This window comes from Bacteroides sp. f07, from assembly GCF_042854785.1.
Lineage (GTDB): Bacteria > Bacteroidota > Bacteroidia > Bacteroidales > Bacteroidaceae > Bacteroides.
In genome coordinates, this window is the sequence record NZ_BAABXI010000002.1 from 444,268 (window position 1) to 470,352 (window position 26,085).

General features: G+C 41.6%; 15 protein-coding genes and 1 tRNA gene. 11 read left to right on the forward strand and 5 right to left on the reverse strand.

Features of this window, described 5'->3' with window-relative positions:
• Positions 1–190 precede the first annotated feature (190 nt).
• On the reverse strand, positions 191–2,101 hold the full coding sequence (locus tag ACGHVY_RS16795) for a TlpA family protein disulfide reductase (RefSeq protein ID WP_390600053.1): 1,911 nt from the start codon (positions 2,099–2,101) through the stop codon (positions 191–193).
• A 150-nt stretch (positions 2,102–2,251) separates the two neighbouring features.
• Here ACGHVY_RS16795 and gpmI point away from each other — a divergent pair, with 150 nt between their 5' ends.
• The 9 genes from gpmI to ACGHVY_RS16840 all read left to right on the forward strand — a co-directional run bounded on the left by gpmI (position 2,252) and on the right by ACGHVY_RS16840 (position 17,953).
• Complete coding sequence (gpmI, locus tag ACGHVY_RS16800; protein WP_308746404.1) at positions 2,252–3,766, forward strand: 2,3-bisphosphoglycerate-independent phosphoglycerate mutase; 1,515 nt, start codon at positions 2,252–2,254, stop codon at positions 3,764–3,766.
• 66 nt (positions 3,767–3,832) lie between these two features.
• Positions 3,833–4,414: a DUF3109 family protein gene (locus tag ACGHVY_RS16805; protein WP_308746403.1), complete on the forward strand. Its 582-nt coding sequence runs from the start codon at positions 3,833–3,835 to the stop codon at positions 4,412–4,414.
• 520 nt (positions 4,415–4,934) lie between these two features.
• Positions 4,935–6,641 carry a DUF6377 domain-containing protein gene (locus tag ACGHVY_RS16810; protein ID WP_390600057.1) on the forward strand — a complete coding sequence of 569 codons (1,707 nt, stop codon included), beginning with the start codon at positions 4,935–4,937 and terminating at the stop codon, positions 6,639–6,641.
• Between the two features lie 289 nt (positions 6,642–6,930).
• Positions 6,931–10,065, forward strand: coding sequence for a glycoside hydrolase family 2 TIM barrel-domain containing protein (locus ACGHVY_RS16815; RefSeq protein WP_390600059.1), 3,135 nt, complete (start codon positions 6,931–6,933; stop codon positions 10,063–10,065).
• 27 nt (positions 10,066–10,092) lie between these two features.
• Positions 10,093–11,391: a hypothetical protein gene (locus ACGHVY_RS16820; protein WP_390600061.1), complete on the forward strand. Its 1,299-nt coding sequence runs from the start codon at positions 10,093–10,095 to the stop codon at positions 11,389–11,391.
• A 12-nt stretch (positions 11,392–11,403) separates the two neighbouring features.
• The gene (locus tag ACGHVY_RS16825) at positions 11,404–12,351 is read left to right on the forward strand and encodes a family 16 glycosylhydrolase (protein WP_390600063.1); all 948 of its coding nucleotides are present in this window, start codon (positions 11,404–11,406) and stop codon (positions 12,349–12,351) included.
• A gap of 30 nt (positions 12,352–12,381) precedes the next feature.
• Positions 12,382–14,127 (forward strand): fimbrillin family protein, encoded by a 1,746-nt coding sequence (locus ACGHVY_RS16830; RefSeq protein WP_390600065.1) that lies wholly within the window; start codon positions 12,382–12,384, stop codon positions 14,125–14,127.
• A gap of 23 nt (positions 14,128–14,150) precedes the next feature.
• Positions 14,151–15,662 carry a fimbrillin family protein gene (locus ACGHVY_RS16835; RefSeq protein WP_390600067.1) on the forward strand — a complete coding sequence of 504 codons (1,512 nt, stop codon included), beginning with the start codon at positions 14,151–14,153 and terminating at the stop codon, positions 15,660–15,662.
• A gap of 41 nt (positions 15,663–15,703) precedes the next feature.
• Positions 15,704–17,953, forward strand: coding sequence for a glycoside hydrolase family 3 N-terminal domain-containing protein (locus ACGHVY_RS16840; RefSeq protein WP_308746396.1), 2,250 nt, complete (start codon positions 15,704–15,706; stop codon positions 17,951–17,953).
• Between the two features lie 174 nt (positions 17,954–18,127).
• Here ACGHVY_RS16840 and gyrB read toward each other — a convergent pair whose 3' ends face one another.
• The 4 genes from gyrB to ACGHVY_RS16860 all read right to left on the reverse strand — a co-directional run bounded on the left by gyrB (position 18,128) and on the right by ACGHVY_RS16860 (position 22,905).
• Complete coding sequence (gyrB, locus tag ACGHVY_RS16845) at positions 18,128–20,086, reverse strand: DNA topoisomerase (ATP-hydrolyzing) subunit B (protein WP_390600069.1); 1,959 nt, start codon at positions 20,084–20,086, stop codon at positions 18,128–18,130.
• 198 nt (positions 20,087–20,284) lie between these two features.
• Entirely contained in the window at positions 20,285–20,539 is a 255-nt protein-coding gene (gene rpsT / locus ACGHVY_RS16850; RefSeq protein WP_077152561.1) for a 30S ribosomal protein S20, read from the reverse strand.
• A gap of 43 nt (positions 20,540–20,582) precedes the next feature.
• Positions 20,583–20,654, reverse strand: a tRNA-Glu gene (locus ACGHVY_RS16855).
• Positions 20,655–21,165: 511 nt separating this feature from the next.
• Positions 21,166–22,905: an ATP-binding protein gene (locus tag ACGHVY_RS16860; RefSeq protein WP_390600071.1), complete on the reverse strand. Its 1,740-nt coding sequence runs from the start codon at positions 22,903–22,905 to the stop codon at positions 21,166–21,168.
• A gap of 149 nt (positions 22,906–23,054) precedes the next feature.
• Between ACGHVY_RS16860 and ACGHVY_RS16865 the strand changes: the two genes are divergently transcribed.
• Positions 23,055–23,999, forward strand: coding sequence for a hypothetical protein (locus ACGHVY_RS16865; RefSeq protein ID WP_390600073.1), 945 nt, complete (start codon positions 23,055–23,057; stop codon positions 23,997–23,999).
• Positions 23,992–25,227 carry an acyloxyacyl hydrolase gene (locus ACGHVY_RS16870; RefSeq protein WP_390600959.1) on the forward strand — a complete coding sequence of 412 codons (1,236 nt, stop codon included), beginning with the start codon at positions 23,992–23,994 and terminating at the stop codon, positions 25,225–25,227. Before ACGHVY_RS16865 ends, ACGHVY_RS16870 begins: the two co-directional genes overlap by 8 nt.
• Positions 25,228–26,085: the final 858 nt, after the last annotated feature.

The window sequence follows — 26,085 nt, forward strand, 5'->3', positions numbered from 1 at the left end:
CATCAAAATTCCAATGACTCTGTCCGCTTTAATTAATACTAGTTGTGCACGTTCGTGGGTTTGAATCGTCCATATTTCTATGATTTAATTTAAAAGCGGTGCAAAGGTAGGCAAAATCTAACCGATTATTTGCTTTGCGTCATCTTTTTATACTTTCTTTCAATACAAGCGAGGATTTTTCTGTCATATCTTACAATTCATTGGATTTCTTGAAATGTTTCTGTATATACTCCTCAAGTTCCCATGCTGTCGGAGGATTAATTGTCACACTACCATCTTTTTGTATCAATTCGTAATGGGGGATGGCGTTGAACTTGAATAATTCGCGGAGATATATGAATTCACTCTCACTGATCCGGTATGAACTTTCTCCTTGCAGATTCTTTGCTACATATTCATCGTATGTTTTCTTCGGGGATGAACGTTCGTCCGTGATATAGATGAACTGGAATTGGGGATGGTTCTTATAGTCTTCACGTAATTGTGCGGTGGCTTCGATACCTTCCCTGCATCCGCCGCAACTTGTAGCCCAAAAGTCGATAAACAACATCTTGCCGGAATGTGCTTTGATGATATTCCGAAAAATTTCAGTAGCTTTTCCTTCCGCTAACTGATAGGTCTTATCAGCTTTCTTTGAAAAGATGCTGTCGAATATACGATTCGTCTCAGCAATCAGAATAGGGTATGTGAGATACTTATTCAGAATATTTATATGTCTCTTTGCTGCGGAAAAGGTATTATATGCCTTTAAATCGAATTGCAAACGGCGTACGAGCGTGGTTTGCCAAAGAAAGCTATTTGTCTGACCGCTTAACAGGTTGATTACTGAATCTCCTTTTGTCAGATATTCTTTGGCTTTATCAAGCGTTTGCCCATCCTGTTTCCTGTTCGAAATGTTCGGTTCCTCTTTGTCTGTAGAAGGAGAGAAAAACTTTTTTTCATAAGCATCGTTCTGAACTTCACGCAGTGGAGGCATGAACTCAAACCGATTGATAAACTCTCTATATCCCTTATCTGCAAGCAATGATTCGTCGTTCAAGGATATATCTTTCAGGAAATCATAATAATCATTTCCCACTTTTATCTTCAATGCCTGATTGGCGGTATCCCGTTCCGCAAAAGTACTCCTATATGCCATAAGGTTTAAAAGAATCTTCCCTTTCTCCAATGCTAACTTGTTTTTAATCAGATGAATCGCTTTGGGAGATGTTGTGTAGATTTGTATTAATGAGTCACCGGTCTGGTTGAGTTTGGCAGATGCAGCTTGTATCTCTTTCTTGAACAGGTCAGGTGAAAATCCGTTTCTTCCTTTTGTAAATACGTCATTATCGTATCTTATTAAATCATTCAGCCTATCATACATTTGTGAAAGGGCGGCAGAAGGTCCCATCATTTTAATGTTATCATAACTGCCTTTGTCATCAACATATATGGATAATGTCTCTCCGGGTTCTATATAAAATGAAATGTGATGGTTACCTATCTGCATGAGATTTTCTATCGGATAATTGAGTACAAGTTTACATTCAAAGCTGCCGTCAGGATTTATGTTGACTATTGTGGGGTAGTCTTCTCTTGTAAGTTCATTACTTATCAATAGGCTGGTAGTAGCCGTTTCAGAATCATGCTTGTCTATATAACCTTGTAGATAAGCGGTATCTTTGCGTATGAATTCTTTAAAGTCCGCTTCAGTTGTCATCAGAGGTTTGTTGTTTGTCTCTTTTGTGTATGGCAGTTCATCGGTGCCTTTGAATTTAATCAGATAATCTCCGTTTGGCTGAGGGGTGAATAATAGCGTCTCTATACCGGAATTTTTCTTGTCTTGTACAGTCAGTTCGATGCAATCGCCTCTTTTGTGTATGCTTTTATTGGTAAACATCCGGTTTTGTATGATGCATACGGAATCGTAGATACCATACTCCCATTGGTTAGGAATATCCGCTCTGAACCAGTTGCCTCTGATTGATTGGAGAGGAGATGTCTCATTCGTGAAATGGGCATTGCCGGTTGTTTGGGCAGGAGAACCATTAATGGTCTGTGCTGTTGAAACGACGGATAATAACAATGCAAAGCTTGCCAGGATTGTTTTCATAACTTTCATGTTTGGAGGTTGTTTCACAAAGAAAGGAAAATGTTTGAGACTTCCTTCGCTCAGCCATTGTAACTTAACATAGATTAAACGTTTACATAACCATCTTTTTCGTACCTTTGCGCCCGAAAATCAGAGTGATAATTTAAATATTGAAATATTATGAGCAAGAAAGCCCTTTTAATGATCCTCGATGGTTGGGGACTAGGCGACCAAAAGAAAGACGACGTAATCTTCAACACTCCCACTCCTTATTGGGATTATCTGACAACTACTTATCCTCACTCTCAGCTTCAGGCAAGTGGTGAAAACGTGGGTTTGCCCGACGGACAGATGGGTAACTCTGAAGTTGGTCACTTGAATATTGGTGCCGGACGCGTGGTTTATCAGGATTTGGTGAAAATCAACCGTGCATGTGCGGACAACAGCATCCTGAAGAATCCTGAAATCGTTTCAGCTTTCTCTTATGCAAAAGAAAACGGAAAGAGCGTTCACTTCATGGGATTGACTTCCAACGGTGGCGTACACAGCTCACTCGTTCACCTCTTCAAACTTTGCGACATCGCTAAAGAATACAATATCGACAATACATTCATCCACTGCTTCATGGATGGTCGTGACACCGACCCGAAGAGCGGTAAAGGCTTTATCGAAGAACTCTCTGCACACTGCGAGAAATCAGCAGGAAAGATTGCTTCTATCATCGGCCGTTACTATGCCATGGATCGTGACAAACGTTGGGAACGCGTAAAAGAAGCGTATGACCTGCTGGTAAACGGTGAGGGAAAGAAAGCTGCCGACATGGTTCAGGCAATGCAGGAATCATATGACGAAGGCGTAACAGACGAATTTATCAAGCCGATTGTCAATGCGAACGTTGACGGAACAATCAAGGAAGGCGATGTCGTTATCTTCTTCAACTACCGTAACGACCGTGCAAAAGAGTTGACTGTCGTACTGACTCAACAAGATATGCCGGAAGCAGGCATGCATACAATTCCGGGTCTGCAATATTACTGCATGACTCCGTACGATGCTTCTTTCAAGGGTGTTCATATCCTGTTCGATAAAGAAAACGTATCCAACACCTTGGGTGAATATCTGTCTGCTAACGGCAAGAGCCAGCTTCATATCGCCGAAACGGAAAAGTATGCTCACGTGACATTCTTCTTCAACGGCGGGCGTGAAACTCCGTTCGACAAAGAAGACCGTATCCTCGTTCCGTCTCCGAAAGTAGCTACTTACGACTTGAAACCGGAAATGAGTGCTTACGAAGTAAAAGATAAATTGGTGGCTGCCATCAACGAAAACAAATATGATTTCATTGTAGTGAACTTCGCTAACGGTGATATGGTAGGTCACACCGGTATTTACGAAGCTATCGAGAAAGCGGTTGTTGCTGTAGATGCTTGCGTGAAAGATGTTATCGAAGCTGCTAAAGCTCAGGATTACGAAGCAATCATCATTGCCGACCATGGTAACGCTGACCATGCTTTGAACGAAGACGGCACTCCGAATACCGCTCACTCCCTGAATCCTGTTCCTTGTATTTACGTAACGGAAAACAAGGCTGCGAAAGTAGAGGATGGTCGTTTGGCTGATGTTGCTCCGACTATATTGAAAATCATGGGGCTGGAAGTTCCGGCTGAAATGGACGGAAACGTATTGATTAAGTAATTTAGATTTTTATAACCGGGAGGGCGGAGTAGTACTCCGCCCTTTTTGTCTCACATAAGTTTTAGTATGATACAGATTGGTGATGTAGTAGTATCTCTTGATGTTTTTCAAGAAAAGTTTCTTTGTAACCTGGATGCTTGTAAAGGTGAATGTTGCATTGAGGGTGATGCGGGTGCGCCTGTCGAATTGGAGGAAGTGGAGAAATTGGAAGAGGTGTTGCCGGTCATATGGGATGAACTGGCTCCGGAAGCTCGTACGATAATAGAGAAGCAAGGAGTGGTATATACAGATGAGGAAGGTGACCTAGTAACTTCAATTGTCAATAATAAGGACTGCGTCTTTACTTGTTATGATGAAAAAGGATGTTGTTACTGTGCTATTGAAAAGGCATACCGTGAAGGGAAAACTGACTTTTACAAACCAGTGTCCTGCCATCTTTATCCTATCCGGATCGGGGATTACGGGCCTTATAAGGCAGTGAATTATCATCGTTGGGATGTATGCAAGGCAGCAGTCTTACTGGGGAAAAAAGAGAATCTTCCTGTCTATCAGTTTTTGAAGGAGCCTTTAATCCGTAAGTTCGGTGAAGAATGGTACAAAGAACTGGAAGTTGTTGCCGAAGAGCTGAAGAAGCAACATCTCATCTAGGATTTTCGTCTCTTACGGATGCAATATACCTGATATAGCAATATGCACAAGGCTATTACTATTCCGCATGACGGTGCAACCCACGCTTCCGGATGAATGATAATCAGGAAAATACAAGTGGCGATAACGCAGGAAGTCAGAACAATAAGAAACAATCTCATTTTTGCAAGTAAGGGGTTGGGAATCGTAGTTTTCAATTTCATAGTTGCTGTTGTATTTCGTTTTTATGCAAGATAGTCATTTTGCCCGGAAAACGATTCTGTTGTTAGGTTTTATTAAGAGATGGCATTTTATTGGGCTGAATCTTCTATACATGTTAGCCGGTATCATCCGAGTTATAAACCTTATTCGGACTTTTTGTCCGGAAGGTTTTCTATTATTTCAATAAATCACTATTTTTGTAGTGAGCCTTGGGAATAGTCCTTTTTGTTATGCACTAACTTTTATTAATGATAGTCTCAAGTTTCGGGAGTGATATTTGAAAGATTAAGGAGTATTTAATGTAACGATTTCCTTTATTATGAAAAATATATTATTGTTGATATTGCTGCTTGTTGTTTCTGGAAATACTTATTCCGGGAACAAAGAAATGGAACTATTGCTTGTCCGGCTGGATTCTGTATTGGCAAACAGTGAGAAATATATTTTAGAGAAAGAAAAAAAGATAGGAGAATTGCGTAAGAAACACTCTTTGCCTCTGAAATTGGAAGAGAAGCTATGGCTTAACAAAATGTTGTATGATGAATATTATGTCTATAACGCAGACTCGGCTATGGTTTACGTAAATGATAATATAGATATAGCCGGCCAATTGGACAGGAAAGACAAAAAACAAGAGTGGATACTGAATAAGATTTTTCTTCTTACGGCTCAAGGCCTGCTGAATGAGGCTGAAAAGGAATTATTAAATGTCGATGTATCTTCGTTGAGTGAAGAAATAATGTATCAGTACTATGATACAAGAATCTATCTATACTCACATCTGGTGCAGTTCATCGGAGGACGTATGGAACTGATAAATTCTTATTGTAATCTCGAGACGGAATTAAGGTATGAGGCTAAAAATCATATAGCTCCGAATCATCCTTCGTACTATAGTTTTTGCGCGTCATTGCATAGAGAGTATCCCCGTTCTGCAGAAGGAGACAGCATTAAATTAAAATTAAGGGAAATCGTAGATAACTCATCACTGTCCACACGGGTTGATGCCATTAATGCTTATATGCTTGCCATTATGTTTCGTAATGAAGGCGACGAATTTAATTATGTAAAATATCTTATTAATTCGGCCATAGCCGATATCAAGATTTGTAACCGCGACATAGCCTCATTGGAGGAGCTTTCCAATATCCTGTATTTGCAGGACGATATAGACAGAGGTTATGATTATATAAGTTATTGTCTTAAAGCCGCGTTGCTATATCCTAACAGGGTGCGTGTGATGAACATATCCACAGTGATGGACAAGCTCCAACAGGCTTACCGTAAAAGGAATGAAATGCAGGAAAGCAAACTGCGCAAGTCACTCTATACTGTGAGTGTATTGTCTGTTGTTTTACTCATATCCGTGTTGTTCATCTATTTTCAGTTCAGAAGATTATTTCAGTCCCGCAAAAAAATAGATGAGAGTAACAGGTTGCTTAATTTGCATGTCAGCGAACTTTCTGAAGCTCAGAGAATGTTAGGCAAAGTCAACGGAGAGCTTAGTGAGATTAACGAAAAACTAAAAGTGAGCAATGATGAGCTGCTTGAGTCTAATTATGTAAAAGAAGAATATATAGGATATGTATTTTCTATATGTTCCAGTTATATCACTAAACTTGAGGAATATAGAAAAAATATCAGTAGGAAGCTCAAGGCTGGTCAGATAGATGATATCATATCTTTGACTTCCAGCACCACTATGGTTCAGAGCGAATTGAAGGAGTTTTACCATAGCTTCGATGCTATTTTTCTTCATGTGTATCCCAATTTTGTGGAAGATTTTAATACTCTCTTGCGTCCCGAGGAAAGAATTGTCCTTAAGGAAGGAGAACTTCTTAATACAGAGCTGAGAATATATGCTCTCGTCAGATTGGGAATTAATGATAGCGTAAAGATTGCCGAATTTCTTCATTGTTCGCCTCAAACGGTTTACAACAATCGTTTAAGGACTAGAAATAAGGGAATTATTCCTAAGGAAGAATTTGCTGAAAAGGTACGTTCATTGGGGAAAATGCAGAAATAAGAAAATAATCCAATCATTTAATATCCGGAACAGTTTACTCTATTGAAAACTTATATAGTTGATAATCAATATGATGTAGATTGAACTGTTTACTTCTATTGTTTACCTGCATAAACATTATATATAATCCTATATTACCTTTGTCCTCAGAAAATTAATACAGTATTAACTTTTGGGAATTGATTAATGAAACCAGAACAACTAAGATTAAAGTAACTATGGGACACACATTTATGTTGGTCTCTGATGTCTTTTTTTCACAGAGTGCTAATTTGTTATTTTACTTACCATGAAAAATGTAGTAGTATTATCTTTGTTAATCCTTTTGTCTACTTCTCTTTGGGCACAAAAGGAAACTATTTCTGTTGTTAATGACCGGACAGGCAGTAAGTTGCTTGTCAACGGCAAGGCTTTTATGGTGAATGGTATGAACTGGGATTATTTCCCAATCGGTACCAATTTTTCCTATTCTCTATGGACAAAACCTGATGATATTATTAAGGCCGCCCTTGATACGGATATGTCTTTATTAAAGAATATGGGGGTCAATGCTATCAGGCAACATGCAGGTGTGCCGTCTAGATGGGTGAGATACATCTATGAGAAATATGGCATTTATACGATGATATATAGTTCCTTTGGGCGATATGGATTGGCATTGGATGGCGCATGGGTGGCTAATACGGACTATTCTGATCCGAGAGCCAAAAAGGTACTTTTGGCTGAGGCTAGGGAATTAGTGGAAAAGTATAATGATACACCGGGGATACTCCTTTATCTACTTGGAAATGAGAATAACTACGGTCTGTTCTGGCAAGGAGCGGAAACAGAGGACATTCCTGTGGAAGACCGTAAATCCACCATTCAGGCAACTCATCTGTATAAATTGTTCAATGAAGCGACGGTTGAGATGAAGAAGATGAATGCTTCGGCTCCCATAGCCATTTGTAATGGGGATCTTCTGTTTCTTGATATAATATCCAAAGAATGTAAGGATGTGGATATCCTGGGTATCAATTGTTATCGCGGTGATTCTTTCGGTGATTTGTTTAGCAGGGTAAAAGCGGAATATGGAAAGCCGGTCTTGTTTACTGAGTTTGGCTCAGACGCATTTAATGCTATTACTCAAAGCGAAGCGCAAAAAGAACAAGCGGAAATCCTGCTGAAGAACTGGACTGAAATATACTTGAATGCGGCAGGGTTGGGTAACAACAATAATTCTCTTGGAGGTTTTACTTTCCAATTTGCTGACGGGTGGTGGAAGTTCGGACAGACCACAAACTTGGGTGTACACGATACCAATGCCTCATGGAGCAACGGTGGATATGTATTTGACTATGTGGATGGTGAAAATAACATGAATGAGGAGTGGTTTGGTATATGTGCCAAAGGTGCTTCTGATAGCAGAGGATTATACGAACTTTATCCGCGTGCCGCATATTATGTATTAAGAGATGTCCACAAGATTAATCCCTATGCTTTAGGAAGCACTACTTCTTCGATAATAAGCCAGGTTTCTGATATAAATGTAATGTCTTCTGTCTTGTTGGCCAGAAGTGATAAAGCTGCCTTACAGGGTGAAACGACTAAGTTGATACGTTTAAGTGAACTTAGAGGTGACTTAACTACTTTCTATACAGGTGGGAAGAATACGACTACTCCGGGTTCCAGACCGAAAAATCCTACAAGTTTTCCTAGTTCAAAGGGCTTTGACCATATGGAATCTTTCTATGTAGGTGTAGCCTCCAAACCGGCAGAAAATGTACAGGCGGAAGTTACAGTGAATATTCTTGGAAATGTGGCAGAAAACCCGATAGACGAGATATTTTATGAGAATAGGGGACGTTCTAGATATATAGTGGACGGAAAAGGAGAGTTTGTAGATTTAGGACCGCTGGAACGCGTTAAGATTTACAGCGCTAGTTTTGACTGGGACGGTAAATTATTTAATATGAAAGCATTCTTCCGTAAAGGTCACTACCATTGGGGATATGAAGGAGACTTTTTCGGATTATATCCTGAAGCCAGCTACGGGGATTATATGGATATTTATGGCGGTGAAGCTTCTGTGGGGACTGAGATTGAAGGAAAGAAATTCTTTAAAGGCCTTAAAGTTGCTTTTGGTCCGGAACTGTGGTGGGGGGCAAACCCGGCTTTGCTTGTCAAGTACCAACGAAAGTTAGGTAAATTAGATGTGGCTGGTATTTTCCATTATGATATAGCTCAGCGTGAAGGAACTACAACGTCTTATGCTATTCCTTTGCCTAAGAATACTAGAGCTTCTCTTATGCTAGGAAGACATTTCGGACGTTTCGATGTTATGGTAGGCGGATTGTGGTCAGGAACCACTTTGGTTGGAAGAAATTTTCAAGCTACTAAGGAGTATAAGAGAGACGCTGTCGTATATTCGGATGTAGTAAAGACGTCCGATACATTTGGCGGTAAGTTGAAGGTAACTTACAGCGGAGGAAACTTTAACGCTTATGCACAAGGTGCGATGATGGGGTTGGTTGCTAACGGCGGAGTCGATTATACTCAGACCCTTACGGGATGGAGGCTGAAGGATAGCGGCAGTGGAAACCAGTCAAACTTTCTTGCCGGTTTTACCTATCAGATAGGCAATTTCCAGATTGCGCCCAATTTCTTGTGGCAGAAGCCACTTGTGGGCCCTATGCCTAATGGCGTAGATGCTCCTGGAAAATTGAGGAATATTATTGATGATCCTTTTGCAGTGAGAAGCAATAGAGAGACAACTGCCGGAGAATTATTGTTGACTTATGATCCCACACCTTCCACTTGGATGTATGACTGGGAGAATGACGACAATGAAGATGCGTCATTTGCAGCTTCGCTCGGTTTTATTTATCGTCATCATCCTACTTCACAAGATGCGGCTATAGGTATCATGGCCAACGGACGTTCTACCTTTGCTTTCGGTGGGGCTGCTCCTGCGCATGATTTATGGGAAACAAACTTGAAGGTGGCATCCAGAGTGTCAAGCGATTTTGGTATTATATCAAGTGTGTATTTTGGAACTGCCCAAGCTAATGGGGACGATGCCCGTCTCATTAAACGGGTAGGTGCGGATGCCAGAGTGATTTATAAGAAACTGAAACTGAATGCAATGGTCAAGTTCAACGACTGGGGACCATATGATTATCACCGGGATTTTAACCTTACTTTCCCTTTCCAGGGAATATTAGACTTGTCAACTCATCTTTCCCAACCTAAATGGCTTGGCAAAATATCAACCCGTGTCGGTATCAGAGGAACATACAGGACTCTGAACCACTATTCTCCTCGTTACGTTGCCGGATATACTCCGGGCGGAGCCGGTAATTTTGAGTCAAATACGGATATCATCGGTACAGGCAATGGCAACGAATGGGAAGTGAGAACCTATATTACATTTAGTCTTTTTTAATCCATGAATCAATTAATAAGATATGTTATGAGCAACAAATATAATCTATCAGGTAAACTTTTGGTTGCCGCGGCTGTATTTTCATTGACAGGCTGTACGCGGGATATAGATACGGATGTTTTGGCAACTTATCCTGTTTTGTCCGACGTCTTTATTGATGAATTTGCGTCTGACTTGCAGTATCAGGCATGGGGAAAGGTGACAAATTTCAGTGTGGATACTGACACCAAGTATGATGGTACATCGTCTATGAAAATAGAAGTTCCTAACCCGGGCGATCCTATGGGAAGTTGGGCGGGAGGAACTTTCTACTCTACAACGGGTAGAAACCTGTCGGACTATGATGCGTTGACTTTTTATGCAAAGTCTTCCATACCCACCAAAGTTGAAGTAGGATTAGGTAATTATGACAAAGTGGAGTATCTGGTTGAAGTCCAGGATGTAAAACTGAATACAAACTGGAATAAGATTATAATTCCTATCCCTAATCCGGCGAAACTGTTGTCGGAAAAAGGGTTGTTCTATTATTCTGCCGGTGCAGTAGACGGCGAGGGATATACGATTTGGTTTGATGAGGTACGGTTTGAACGTCTCGGCACATTGGCTCACGCAAAAATAGAAGATATAGAAATCCCCGGATTTCAGGGAAGGCTAAATGTAGGGACTCTCACGGAAATCATCAATCTCCCGAATGGGGTTAATCAGAAAATGTTGGTTTCTCCAAATTATTTCACTTTCGAATCGTCCGATGCCAGTGTGGCTTCAATAACAAATAATGTCATAACGATTCAGAAAAAGGGAGAGGCTGTTATTTCTTTGAAGGAAGCCGAAGGGAAAATAAGGGTAAATTGCTTTGACCTGGCTCCGGTGCCACAGAGAAATGCCTCGGAAGTGCTTTCCTTGTTTAGTGATTCCTATACCAATAAGATTACTGCAAACTGGAATCCGAGATGGGAGTATTCGACTGCCGAATATACGGAAATAAATACCGGTGACAATCATATAGCGCAGTATAGCGGTTTGAATTTTGTCGGAATCGTATTCAATGCGGTAGCAGACTGCTCATCGAAGAATTATCTTCATTTGGATGTATTATGCATGGATGAGATTAATGCCAACTCAGAACTTAAGATTGAAATACATGACAGAAACGGCAATAATGTCGTGTACTTGGTAAGGCGGGACACGCATGCTGACTTTGAATCGAAGCAATGGCTTTCGCTTGATATTCCTCTAAACGAAAATGGCAAGCAAATAGCACAAATAGTATTGGCTTGCAGTGAGGATATTCCGAATATCCTTTTGGATAATATTTACTTTTATTAAAAATGATGACTTATGAAACGATATAAAATCATATTGCTTGCTTTATTGGGCTTTTCTTTGCCGCTACTGCTTGAAAGCTGCGAGAAAGAAGAAACAATCGAAAATACGGAATGGGTGCTGGTATGGTCGGACGAATTTAATATCCCGACTCCCGATAATAGGCCTGATCCTTTAAAGTGGACGTATGAATTGGGAGCTTCCGGGTATGGTAATCAGGAGTTGCAGAACTATACTGACAGGGTAGAGAATGCTTCTTATACAATCCACGAAGGACTGGGCTGCTTGAAAATAACCGCATTGAATGATAATTATGACGGAGTGGCTTATTCTTCTGCCAGGATTAAGACCGAAGGATTGTTTGAACAGCGGTATGGGCGTTTTGAGGCACGGCTGAAACTTCCGTACGGCCCTGGCCTTTGGCCTGCATTTTGGATGTTGGGAGCAAATTATGACACCAACGAATGGCCTGGGTGTGGTGAAATTGATATTATGGAAAATAAAGGGTATCAGCCCAATATCGTATCAAGTGCTTTGCATTTTCCGGGACACTCAGGCGGAAATCCTATAACTCAGACTTTCGGGTATGAGAAACAAAGATTTGACACAGGTTTCCATCTGTTTGCGGTGGAGTGGGATGAATCAAAAATTGATTTCTTTGTAGATAATGTACTTTATAAGAGAGTGAAGGCTGCTGATGTGACAGACGGGGAGTGGGTATTCGATCATCCGTTCTTTATTATCTTGAATGTAGCGGTGGGAGGTACGTTTGGCGGTAATCCTACAGGAGATACTGTATTTCCGCAAAGCATGTATGTGGATTATGTACGGGTTTATCAGAAATCGACATACGTGCAGCCCGGTTCCAACTTCGGAAACACTTCTTCCAACGGTTTAATTGGTGACTGGAATTTTAACGGGGCGGATTCAGACAAAGGACTTTTAGAGCCTGGACTTCAATAAATAACAATGTAACTGTTAAAGATTAGGATTATGAGATTATTCAATATACAAAAATATTGTTTAGGGCTTATGGCGGTAGTAAGCCTCGGAGCTGTTTCATGTACGAATGAGGCAGAATTGGACAGTGCACAGGAGAGGGGTGACGTTGTCTTCTCGGCTCAGGTGGATAAGGTTGTCACTAGGATAACTGACAATAAGTGGGACGGTGGTGAATTGGTGGGCGTGAAAGCGGGCGAAACGGTGAAGACTTATAAAGTGACTGCCACAGGAAAAATGTCTACCGAGGATGAACCTTACACATGGGACGGAACAAGCTACGATGTGCTGGCGTGGAGTCCATTGACTACGGAGCAGATAAATCTGAAAGATCAGACTACAACGGAGAAATTCTTTGCGTGCGATTTGCTGGTGAGCAGCGCCAAGGTAGAATCAAAAAATGTACGTTTTGCATTCACTCATCGGATGACCAGAATGTGGTGGGAACTTCAGAAATTCGAGGGATATACAGAGTCACAGGTGAATGAGGCTAGAATTTCGTTTATAGGCTATGGGGCTGTAACGTATGCGGCTGGTGAAGTTACACCGATAGGTGATGCAGGTCAATTGATTTCCACCCGTAATTCCAAAGGGGAATATTACAGAAATGGAGAGGCGATGATGGTTCCGGGCGAGATGTGGGGCAAACCACTGATACAGGTGGAGATTGGAGGGGATACATATATCTACACTCCGAGCAAGGACAATCAGAATGATGTGGCTAAGAATACAGGAAAACTGCTTCCCAATACATGGCAAAGATATTATTTGTCTGTTAGCAAAAAGGGATTGACTGTGGAAATGGAAGCCGATGAAGTGGGCTGGGACAACAACAACATCAGTGGTGATGAAATTACCGATGCAATGTTTAAGGCTGCCATATCTGACGATGTATCAGCATTGCCAAATTACAAAGTTGAAGGTTTGGAGGCAGACTTTATCACTGATAAGGTCCGGGGTTTTTCTATTACCTATAAAGAAGAAAAAGCAAGTGGTGGCATTGCTTATGAAGGATTAGCGGACAGAACGCGTACAGTTGGCAGCGATGGCACTGTTACTTTCACTTTCAGTAATATTTGCTCGGACCTTAAGTTGACATATACGGAAGAGTATATGGAAATAGGTTATTACTTCTATAAAGATGGCACGTATGGGGCAAAGTATAAAGCTGATGGAACTGTAGGAGTCATCTACAAGGTAGGAAAGCATGAGACCGACGATGCTTCGAACTATGAAGGAACAGGGCTTAAGACTATTCACGGTTATGTGGTGGCGTTGGCAGACGAAGTTGACGGTGAAACACAATTCTTTAAATGGAAAGATGGCAGTGCAGGACTGTATGGGGCGGAATTTCCGGAAAATGGTCATATAGGGGATGGAAAAACAAGTCTATATATAGGCTATTCTAATACCAGATATCTCATAGAAAAAGCAGCAGCGGCAGAAGCAACTGCAGTACCGGCTGCATCGACCTCTACCCGAAAGAATGGCAGTGGGCTTATATCCGGCACATCGGGCTGGTATCTCCCCTCTCATACCCAGCTAAAGGATTTGGCAACTCTTGCAAACAAGACAATCGAGAACTATCAGGTATTGAATAGAACTTATTGGGATAGCTCGTTTGATAGTGACCCGAATGCTTATGTCGTCATTTTTGGTGAGAATGGGGCAATAAGCAGCCCTGATTTTTATAAAAGTGTAGATTCTACAAATAAGGTTCGTCTCATCCTTACATTTTAATCAATTATTAAGAAAAGAAAACTATGAAACAAGTATATTTACACCTCAGACTGGCAATTCTGTCGCTACTGGTGTTCTCGGCTTGTGCGCAAGACGAGGAGTTGGCTCAAATCGGTGAAAACGTCGCTGCTTCTGATGTATTGGCTATCCGGAAGGTGGACGTTGCAAATTTTACTACCGGAACTGCTACCCGGGTAATCAATGATGCTGTCACGGTGAGTTTCGAAGCCGGAAACAGTTTGGAGGATGTCAAAGGTGATGAAATCGGTATCCTGCTGATAGGCGATGATGAAAAAGGATTTGCTAACGTATCCTTTAAATACATCAACGAAAACGGGGCAAACAAATGGGTAAATAAGGATGGTGTGAGCTATACCAGCAAGATAAAGAAAGCTATTGCTTACTTCCCTTATGCCCGAATGATGAAAGACGGTGAAGAATTTATTCCGTCGTCTGTCGATGAACTGAAGGAATTTAAAAAGAAGGAAGAAGCTGCGGAATTCAAGGATAAAGACTTGTTAATAGCAGAAATCAGTGATATCCAATCTCCGCAGTTGACAATTGGTTTTAAGCATGCCTTCTCGTTGCTGACGTTCTCTGCAGAAGCAACCATTAAAATAGCCGGCGAAGAGATTTCTTATTTTCTGGATATTGCCAATATCGCTTTTTCTATTGGTGACAGGCAATATACTCCCGATTTGGTGGATAGCAAATACGTTTGCCTTATAGATGAGGCCGAATTGCCTCAGAACAACTTCCGCTATTTTTATACGATTGACAACACTGCTTATGTAAAGACACTGAAAAAGACTATGGCGCTGGCGCCCAACCAATGTTATGTTCTCCCTTGTCCTACATTGTCCGAAGGAACAGAAGGATTTGCCGTTGGTGATTTCTTCTGTGTATCTAACAGCACTGATAATATCGTAATAATTCCGGGTAATGCGGCTGCCATTCCGGAGAGCCTTACTTGTAAGGGAGTTGTATTTCATGTAATGGATGGTGCTGCATTTGATAGTTACAAGGAAATAAACGGATTGACAGATGAGTTGCCGGGGTATGAGGGAAGTCACGGTCTGGTTGTTTCGATTAAGAATGGACAACCATTTGGTGCGAATAATGACATCGCTAAGATACAGGCTGCACTTGGGGCTGTTGCAGACTACAATAGCCTGGATGTTTCAAACGGTTACAAATTGACACAGGCGCTGAAAGGAGCTGAGGGAGTAAATTTTACGGCTTTGGATAATCATGCGGATGATGTATTAAAAAATGCCACTTCATGGTATGCACCTTCATTCAATGAACTTAAATACTTAATAAGAGGCAAGCAATATAATGAAGTATCGACTGCCGGGCAGGTCTATATCAATGGACAATTGGGCAAGATTAACGGCGTCCAACTGGGAGGCACTCTTCCTTCTGTCACTTATCGCGAAAGAGGAGGAGACAAAGGGATTCAAACTATGCAAAATGGGGTTGATGGCTGGATTGGCATGCCTGGCGAGTCTTTCATTCCAATTTGTGGTTTTTAATATGATATTTGGAAAATAAATTACTATAAGAATACGTAGTTATGAAGATAAGTAAACTATTATTCGCTACGGCTACAGTGGCAAGTCTGTTGACAGCCTGTGGCACAAAGAATGCGAGTGTTGATTCTGAAATAGAAAGTAGGGTAGAGGCATTGCTCGGCAAAATGACTCTTGAAGAAAAATTGGGACAGATGAACCAGTTGAGCCCGTGGAATCCGGATGAACTGGCAAACAAGGTTCGTAATGGGGAAGTAGGTTCTATATTGAATTATACAAACCCGGAAGAGGTAAACAAGATACAGAAAGTGGCGATGGAAGAGTCGCGTTTGGGTATTCCTCTGTTGGTGTCTCGCGATGTAATCCACGGTTACAAGACTATATTTCCTATTCCATTGGGGCAAGCTGCCACGTTCAATCCTCAGATAGTGGAGAATGGCGCGCGCGTAGCTGCTGTAGAGGCTTCTGCCGACGGTATTCGTTGGACGTTTGCTCCTATGATAGATATCTCGCGCGACCCTCGCTGGGGGCGTATCGCTGAGAGTTGCGGTGAAGATCCCTATTTGGCTTCGGTGATGGGTGCGGCTATGGTTAAAGGGTTTCAGGGAGATTCGTTGAATGATCCTACTTCGATTGCGGCATGTGCCAAGCACTTTGTGGCTTACGGTGCCTCTGAAGGTGGAAAAGATTATAATTCTACGTTTATTCCCGAAAGAACATTGCGTAATGTATATTTACCTCCTTTCAAGGCTGCGGCAGATGCCGGTTGCGCTACTTTCATGACTTCGTTTAATGATAATGACGGCGTTCCCTCTACGGCAAACAAGTTTGTGTTGAAAGATATCTTGCGTGATGAATGGAAATATGACGGCATGGTTGTGTCCGACTGGACTTCGATTGGCGAGATGATTAACCACGGTTTTTGTATGGACGCCAAAGATGCCGCTGAGAAAGCAATCAATGCGGGTGTTGATATGGATATGGTAAGTGAGGCTTACATCAAGAATCTTCGGCAGTCTTTGGATGAGAAAAAGGTTTCAATGAAATCGATAGATGATGCGGTGAGAAATATTCTCCGTCTGAAGTTCCGTATGGGGTTGTTCGAGAATCCATATGTTGTTACGCCTCAGAGTGTGAAATATGCGGATGAACATTTGAAGATGGCCAAAGAAGCGGTAGAACAATCGGTAATACTCTTGAAAAATGATGCTCAGACATTGCCGCTCACGGATAAGGTTCGTACAGTGGCTGTGGTGGGTCCTATGGCCGACGCTCCATATGAACAGTTGGGTACGTGGGTATTTGATGGGGAAAAAGAACATACACAGACTCCGCTCAAGGCTATCAAAGAGATGTATGGTGATAAAGTTAATGTTCTCTTTGAACCTGCATTGAGCTACAGCCGTGACAAAAATCAAAGTGGCATCTCCAGGGCAGTGAGTGCAGCACGCTGTGCAGATGTGGTTATTGCTTTCGTTGGCGAAGAGTCCATCCTTTCGGGCGAAGCTCACTCCTTGGCAAATCTTGCTCTTCAAGGAGCGCAGAGCCAGCTCATAAAAGCATTGTCCGCCACCGGTAAACCGTTGGTAGTGGTAGTGATGGCCGGGCGTCAGCTTGCTATCGCTGATGAGGTTGAGGTTTCTGATGCTGTGCTTTACTCTTTCCATCCGGGTACTATGGGAGGACCGGCCATTGCTGATATCCTTTTCGGAAAAGTGAATCCAAGTGCAAAAACGCCGGTTACATTCCCTCGTATGACAGGGCAAGTTCCTATATATTATGCGCATAATAATACCGGCCGTCCGGCGAATCCTACCGAGATGCTGATAGACGAGATTCCTGTTGAGGCGGGACAAACATCGGTCGGCTGTCGTTCATTCTATCTGGATGCTGGTACTTCTCCGTTATATCCGTTCGGTTATGGATTGTCTTATACTACCTTTGAATATAGTAACCTGAAATTATCCTCCGACAAGTTTGCCATTAACGGTCAAATACATGTAACAGCAGATTTGAAGAATACCGGAAAGTATGACGGCACAGAAGTGGTTCAGCTTTATGTACAGGATAAGGTAGGTTCTGTAACTCGTCCGGTGAAGGAACTCAAAGCATTCCAACGTGTGGAACTCAAGGCCGGTGAGTCAAAGAGTGTGTCATTTTCGCTGCCTGTGTCTGAACTGGCCTTTTGGGGCTATGATATGACTTACGGTGTAGAACCGGGCGATTTTAAATTATGGGTGGGAACGAATAGTGCCGAAGGTTTGTCTGCAGACTTTACTGTATCGGCCTTATAATTATTCTGTGTTATTTCGGTTTTATCCTATTCAAGCATAAAACCGGAATAGCTTCTTTCATCCCTTTTAGAATCTCCATATAAAAGAAAAACGCCGACCGAAGGATTCTCCTTCGCCGTCGGCGTTTCCTCGTTGTAAGATGTGAGGTTGGTTTATAAAAACGTAATATGATAATTATGCATCGATATTTGCATACGTTGCATTCTCTTCAATAAATTCGCGGCGTGGTCCTACGTCTTCACCCATCAGCATGGAGAATACATAGTCGGCTTCTGCTGCGTTGTCAATATTTACCTGTTTCAGCATACGGTTTTCGGGATCCATAGTTGTTTCCCACAATTGCTGGGCGTTCATTTCACCCAAACCTTTGTAACGCTGTGTATGAACTGCATTTTCCGAACCGCCACCATACGTATCGATAAATTTCTGACGTTGTGCATCTGTCCAGCAATACTCTTCTACTTTACCTTTCTTGCAAAGATAGAGTGGCGGAGTAGCGATATACAGATAACCGTTCTGGATAATTTGCGGCATATAGCGGAAGAAGAACGTCATGATCAATGTGTCGATGTGAGAACCATCGACGTCGGCATCGGTCATGATGATAATCTTGTGATAACGCAACTTTTCGATATTGGCCTCTTTGCTGTCCTCGTCCGTTCCGATTGTAACGCCTAGAGCTGTATAGATATTACGGATTTCGTCACTTTCCAAAGCCTTGTGATACATTGCTTTTTCTACGTTCAGAATCTTACCGCGTAGCGGAAGGATAGCCTGGAACATACGGTTACGTCCCTGCTTGGCAGTACCACCTGCCGAATCACCCTCGACGAGGAACAATTCGCATTTAGTCGCGTCTTTGTCCGAACAGTCCGCCAGCTTGCCCGGCAGTCCACCGCCTGACATCGGCGACTTGCGTTGTACCATTTCACGGGCTTTTCTTGCAGCGTGACGTGCGGTAGCAGCCAGAATCACTTTGTCAACGATTGTTTTCGCTTCCTTCGGATGTTCTTCCAGATAATATGATAAAACTTCACCTACTGCTTGATCCACAGCTCCCATCACTTCGTTGTTACCCAACTTCGTCTTGGTCTGTCCTTCAAACTGGGGTTCTTGAACTTTCACGGAGATTACGGCAGTCAGACCTTCGCGGAAGTCATCTCCCGAAATGTCGACTTTCACCTTTTCCAGCATCTTGCTGTCTTCGGCATATTTCTTCAGCGTACGAGTCAGTGCACGACGGAAACCTGCCAGATGCGTACCACCTTCGATGGTATTGATATTATTGACGTACGAGTGAACGTTTTCAGAGAATCCGGTATTGTACATGATTGCTACTTCGATAGGAATCCCCTGTTTTTCCGAATTCAGGTAGATAACGTCGTTAATCAAGTGTTCGCGGGAAGACTCGATGAATCGTACGAACTCTCTCAGACCTTCTTCTGAGTAGAACTGCTCGCTCTTGAAGCTGCCATCCTCATTCACCACCCGGCGGTCGGTCAGGGTGATACGCAGACCGGCGTTCAAGTAAGCCAGTTCGCGCAGGCGTGAAGCTAGTATCTTATAGTCATAGACCGTTTCAATAAAGATGCTGCCATCCGGCCAGAACTGTTGCTTTGTTCCCGTGATGTCAGCCGTACCGACTTCCTTTACAGAATAAAGCGGTTTACCAATCTCGTATTCCTGCTGGTAGATCTTACCGTTGCGGAATACTTGCGTTGTCATGTGAGTCGATAATGCGTTCACACATGACATACCCACACCGTGCAGACCTCCGGATACTTTGTAAGAACCTTTGTCGAACTTACCTCCGGCGTGCAAAACTGTCATGGCTACTTCCAATGCCGACTTCTTTTCTTTTTCGTGATAGTCAACCGGAATACCGCGTCCGTTGTCCTGTACTGTGATTGAATTGTCTTCGTTGATAGTCACTTCGATATGGTCGCAGTAGCCGGCCAGTGCTTCGTCGATAGAGTTGTCAACGATTTCGTATACCAAGTGGTGAAGTCCCTTTACGCCGATGTCACCGATGTACATCGCAGGGCGTTTTCTTACTGCTTCAAGACCTTCCAATACTTGGATACTATCCGCAGAATAAGACCCGTTATTGGGAGTGATTTGTTCTTCGCTCATAATTGCCTTTCTAACTTTAATAACAGAGCAAATATAGTGAAAAATGTCGATTTGGCGAAGAATAAACCGGGAAAAATGACGAATGAAAGTGTATTCTCTGCTTTCTTAACAGAACTGATAGTCAGATGTTTATAAACAAGAAAGGCCGAACTTTTAAAGTTCAGCCTGATGCTATGTAGAATTGTTAAATTCTTGTTATTAAGCGAGCTTGTTGATGTAGAGAGCCAACTTAGATTTCAGATTGTTAGCTTTGTTCTTGTGGATCACATTTGTTTTAGCTAACTTATCCAACATCTTTGTAATGCCCGGATACATTGCAACTGCTTCTGCTTTATCGGTAGTTGCGCGAAGCTTTCTAACAGCGTTTCTCATGGTCTTGCCATAATATCTGTTGTGAAGTCTTCTTGTCTCTTCTTGTCTGATTCTTTTCAGTGATGATTTATGATTTGCCATCTCGACTAATCTGTTTTTTTAGTTCTTTTATTCTTTTAACTTGTAGCCCGTGGGGGAATCGAACCCCCCTTTCAAGAATGAAAATCTTGCGTCCTAACCGATAGACGAACGGGCCATCCTGTTGTTGCATTTCTGCTTTTGCTTTCTCGAATCAGTGTTTGTTTCTCGATTGCGGATGCAAAGGTAGGAACTTTTTTGAAACTGACAAACAATTTGCGAAAAAAAATAGAAGAAAATTTCACATTTCTTCTAAGCGTACTCTATTATATGCTGATATTCAATGGGATAAATAGTATTGTTTTGAATGAAAAAATTTCGTTCTCTTGAAAGAAAGACAGCAGATATGTTTTCACATATACCTTATTATATATAGGAAATGAAAAAACTTCATATTTGTGGCTTTTATTTATAACTAAATGATTATTTTGACGACTAACGGGGCAAATACCCGCAAAAGATGAATGACAATAAAGAGTTTATAGACATACTGCTGCAAAACAAGCGTTTGTAGAAAGCAGGCAGATTGAACAGATGCTCGCTAAAAAGAGAATGACCAATTATAAGAAGTAGTTGTGCTATGAAGGCATCTCCTTAGGGATTCCGACGTTTTTATATTCGGACATCTCTCACAGCTCCTTATGTAAAACCAGTTTCCAGCCTTTAAACACTAAAACGATACTCTTTAATTCTGTGGTTCCCTTATCTTGTAGAATCCATTCACTTGCTGCATACTGTTTCAGTTGTGTTTTGGCATCGACTGTCAATTTCTCTATTTCCATATCGGTGGCATCACGTTTGGCATACTTAACTTCGATGCAGTAACTGTACGCCATGTCGGGAAGTTGCAGCAAGCGGGGTTGCAGAAATATATCTGCATATCCTTTGTTGCTTTCATATTCGGGGCGGGCGATATAGTAGCTGTTCAACCCCAGATAAGCGAGAATGAAAGCTTTCACGTGTGCTTCTCCTTCGATAAATTCTCGGATACTGCTTTGATTGTCCAGCCGCTCGGCAATATGCTTGAAATAGGGTTTCCAATTACCTTCGTAAGCCATATCGTACATTAGGAAATTCAGTTTATCTAAGTCCAGACTGAGGTTTGTCGCTTGTTGATAGATATCGACCATATATCCATAGAGTTGCTCGCGCACAGTCTGGTTGGGAATGGAAAGTATATTCATCGGTCCTCGTGTCCCATGAATGGTGAGCATGCCATAATAATAGAGCAGGCTTTTGAAATTTTCAGCTTTGATAATATCTTCGGCAGGGAAACTGTCGGCGATGATTCCGGTAGTAGTTCCTTTTTCCACTATTTCCTGAACGACACTTGCATTTTCTCCAAAAGTCTTGTCAACGTGGATGAGGTGGCGCAGTTTGTTGTAGTCGGTGCGAATGTTGGCATCAAGCATATTGTTGGGAATGTCTTTATTCAGCATATAATGGTTCATGAAATAGAGTACCATGTCAGAGTTGTACATGGATGGTTCTTTTAATGCTTTTGTGGCGAAGCAATAATTGTCATACCATGGTTTCATGATGCTTATCAGCTCATCTGTCGTATGAGGCAAATCCAGATGACTTTTGTAGTAGTCTATCAGGTTGCGCACTTCCTGTTCGTTGAACCCTAACATATTATTAAAGGCAGGTGAACTGCTGTAATTGGCTGCAATGTTGAATCCACTGGTAAGATCATCCATCGTTACGGGACTAACTCCGGTAAGAAAAATACGTTCAATCACGGAATTTGAGTAATCTTTTACTATTTTGAGAAATCCACGAAAGAAACCGTTTCCGTGTGTGATACTGTGATAACGTTCGTTGCCATAATCTACCAGAATATTGTTGGCAAAATTGTCATACTCATCAAGAATAAGGTATATTTTGTATCCCTTATTTTGTGCGCTTTGGCATAGGGAACCCAATAAGGCGGTTCCCGTATTTAATCCACGTAATTTCTCGACAGCCTCTTTTCCTAACAGATGAGCATTTCTCTCTGCAAATCCATCCATTACTATTTTGCAGTAGGTATTGAATGTCTCTTCCAGTCGTTCCATATTGGCGGCTACACTACTGAAATTGAGTGTCAAAACTAGATACTTATTACGGTTGGGTGTAGGGTGCTTCCCTATATATAATCCACCGAAGATATTTTCGAATTTATCTTTCTTATTGATATCGTAGTATAGGCTGAGCATATTCAGAAACAGGCTTTTTCCGAAACGGCGTGGACGAACGAAGAAGAAAAAACGACTTGTATTTTCTACTAAGGCAATATAACGTGTCTTGTCTACATAGTAATAGTTATCACATATGATAGACTCAAAATCTGTCATTCCATAAGGTATTTTCTTTATTGCTGCATCCATAACCACTCTGTTTTTATAGTTGAGAACAAAAATAGCTTATTTTCTTTTATCAAGCAATTAAACAGAATGTTAATAACACTTCTTATAGCTATTGAGTTTAAAAATATATATTACCTTTGTTCCCAATGAAATGACAAGGACAAAACTACATGAAAACATACCTGAACTTCGCAACATATATTCTCATTCTACTTGAACTTTATAGTTGTAACGGTGACGTATTTGTCGACGATTTTCGTTCTTCCGATTCCGAACTGGCTTTGGACGGGAACGGTGATGCCGCAATCATTCAATTTGCATCCTCCAATTGGGACTTGCTGCAGGTACATACTTATGATGGCAGCTTTTCCTGTCAATATAAAGTTTACGATGCGGATAATAACCTGATAACGGAAGAACAAGTCCCGTACCTGAAAGGATTGGGTAAGATTGTGTGTGATGAGAATCAGACCGGTTTCATCATCGAGCGCAGTAATCCCAAAGAACTGAAATTTATAGTGGGTGAAAATATCCGCCCTGATCATTTTCATCTCATACTCATAGCGGGCAACGAGTATGAGTCGCAGGAAATATACGTCAACATCTCACCGTCAGACAGATATGTGCTCGATCGTATCACTTATTCTTTAAATGGATATTCTCATGCGCAGAAAATAGAGATGACAAAGAGTTTTGTACAATATAACGGTTGGGATATTGATTATCCATATCCGTTGATGCCTTACGAGAATGTTGATTATAAGGTGGTATTCAAAAGCTATAAGCCTGAGGCTTTTCAGCTACTGGGAGAAGGAAACCTGACAGTAGACATACCAAGCATTGAGAACGATAAATTGGCGATGTACGGTAAACAGGCGCAATATACTTCTATACAGCAAATGTTGCCTTTCCCGAATACGGAGCAGATAGAGGTTCCTATTCCACCTTTTACCGCCCAGCGTATCAGCCTGCTGATAGTTTATGAATGGTTTGAAACGGAATACACCCTTTATGCCACTCATCCCAAGACTGGGAAACAGCGGATTATAACTGGTATGTTGGAAAGCAAAATGCCGGTAAGCTATAAGGTAATACACGAAAATATCCATAAATAGAAATATGAACACTAGACGCTTACTATGCATTCTTTGTTTACTGGCACTTCCGGCTGTTGGCGGGAAACTGGATGCTCAGACTGTTGCGGAGCCTGTCAGGCAGCGGAATGACAGTGTGGGCCATGCATTTATCCATCAGATTGGTTTTGATATCCGTCCGGGCTATGTGGTTCCGACAAACAGTTTCCTTGCGGGAGACAATGCGCAGCAGAAAGCCATCGACCAATCACTTTCCCTACATCTGAAGTACGCTTTCCGGTTTAGCCCAAATTCCTGTTTGGGCAAGTTGTATCCTTCTGCTTATCAGGGCATCGGTGTCTCGTATAGTACTTTCTCCCGCCCTGACGAACTGGGAAGTCCGGTGACTGTGTATGTATTTCAGGGTGCGCCTCTTATGCAGTTTTCCCGTCGCCTTTCGTTAGACTACGAGTGGAATTTCGGGGCTTCTTTCGGTTGGAAGAAATATGACGAACTATACAATCAAAAGAACATGGCTATTGGTTCTGAAATCAATGCATACATCAACCTGGGATTTTTCCTGAACTGGCAGCTTCATCCGCAATGGAAACTGGCGGCAGGTGTGGATTTTACTCATTTTTCCAACGGAAATACGCATTATCCCAATGGCGGACTCAATGCTATCGGTGGTAGAATCGGTGTCGTACGTACTTTTGACGCTACGGATGGTGCAGCAGGAGCAGCGGGCTCCAAGCGACTTTTTATAGAGCCACATGTCAGCTATGATTTGGTAGTATATGGTGCCACTCGCAAAAAAGGATTCGTCAAAGATAATGTGCCGAGTCTGGTTCCCGGTTCATTTGGTATTATAGGTCTTAATTTTGCTCCGATGTACAATCTCAACAACTATTTCCGGGCGGGACTCTCCGTGGATGCGCAGTATGACGAAAGTGCCAATATCAAAGATTATAAATTGGAAAGAACCTACTCGGATGAATTAAAGTTTCATCGTCCTCCTTTCCGGAAACAATTTGCAGTGGGGGTGTCCCTTCGGGCGGAACTCGTGATGCCTATTTTTTCAATCAATGCCGGACTTGGGCGAAACCTGATATGTAGTGGAGATGATACGCAGGGCTTCTACCAGATTCTCGCTCTCAAAACTTACGTCACGCGCCATTTGTTTCTGCATGTAGGATACCAGTTGAGCAAGTTTAAAGATCCCAATAATCTGATGCTGGGTCTTGGCTATAGATTCCATGACAAACGGTGAAAAGAATTATCTTTGTTGCATTCTTGTTATCATGCTTTTGGGGCCTCTGAAAAAGAAAAAACAAATTCATTTATCATATTCTCATGATTTTAATCTAAATCACTGTTGAATAGCGTGTTGAACTATGAGAAATGTTTTTCTAAACAGGTATTTCTCATAGCTTTTCCTGCAAAATGGCTTTAATTTTGGTTATTTCTCATACTCGTTTGGTGCATTTCTCATAGATGCATGAACTGTCACATAGTAGGGGTGTGGATTTCTTGATATTCTTTACGATTATCTTGTGCTTTTTGCGGCTGATTTATAGGTCGATGACGTCTGATTTAATGCTGGTTTATAGGTTATGTTACTTATGTTGTTGTTACATCTTGCCTTCATTATGCTATTTTCCTATCAGCATCTGTATTATTCCACTCTAGTGCACAAGTCTGTCTACTTGAGTGAACAGGCTTGTGCACTAGAGTAAACGGTACTATCCACTAGAGTGGAACGGTTGGGATGTCCTTTCTAAAATACGATGATGTCAGGTGAAATACAAACGGGCACTTAGTCGTTTGCATATAAACAACGGCTTGATTGCGCATAAAGTAAGGTTATCCATCGTGGAAAAAGCGTAGTTGCATTGATTATGAGAAATACCTTGAAATACAATGATAAATGGATCTGTTTTAGGGTAAAATGCAGGATAACGTATGAGAAATGCTGTTCCTTAAAAGTATTTCTCATACGTTATTGCTCTGATTATCTATGCTTTATCTAAAAATCATGAGAATATGAGAAATGAAATTGAAATGCTTGTATAGGTAAAAATGATAAAGAAGAAGGTAGTACATGATATTCTCATAATATATTTCAAAT